General features: G+C 34.0%; 1 protein-coding gene. It reads right to left on the bottom strand.

What is annotated here, in order from left to right; genetic code table 11:
• Positions 1 to 30 precede the first annotated feature (30 nt).
• On the bottom strand, positions 31 to 742 hold a 712-nt coding region (locus ACT3SX_RS15380; protein ID WP_444761854.1), incomplete at its 5' end, for an AAA domain-containing protein.

The raw sequence follows: 742 nt of genomic DNA, 5'->3' as shown, positions 1-742 counted from the left end.
TGTATTTGGTATTGCACTTCATGTGTTAATCTAAGTATGTATTTTGGATAATAATTCTTTAATAATACGGATTTCGTGTTTATTGACGTTCTTATTTTCAAGACTACGCATCCTAACATCACTATTTTTATCAGGTAAATCGACCCATATTACTGCATTATCTTTATTCAACCCTTCTAATTTAGAATCCTTAAAGATAAATGGGGATGCGCTATTATAGAAATCTGCGGTTTTAGGATAATCTTTTAATTTACCATCATATACAGCGTTAGAAACAATCCGAGAAATCTGAGGGTGCATTCTATGCTGTGTATCGATCATGCTACCAAAACTTTCTTTTCCTCGACTCCTAATACTTTCTGCACTTTGACACAGACTTTTGAATAAAGAGAAATATTTAGAAAGGTTGCTAAAATGCTCAGCTTTAGAGGTTTTGTTTATGTCAGCATAGTTAAAATCAAGATCAAAAATGACGCCTTTTCTAAACCCTATATTTGACAGCTGCTCTATAACCAAGCCCATATCAAACCTACCAGGGTTTTTAATAATTTTTTGGACATCCTGTTCTGAAAATGCTGGAAGTTGCTTGTAGTCTCCAATAAGAACTCTTTTGCTGGATACTATCATTGGTGACACCAACTCGATACCCGATGTCTTGCCGCACTCTTCCATAACAGACACATCAAAATTGATATTATTCTCTATCAACTCTTCCATTAATTTAGAGTTAGAGGTTGTAAAT

This window comes from Psychrobacter sp. AOP31-B2-9 (assembly GCF_052378005.1).
Lineage (GTDB): Bacteria > Pseudomonadota > Gammaproteobacteria > Pseudomonadales > Moraxellaceae > Psychrobacter.
Note: the sequence above shows the minus strand (reverse complement) of the source record. Positions and strands in the feature narration are given on the sequence as shown.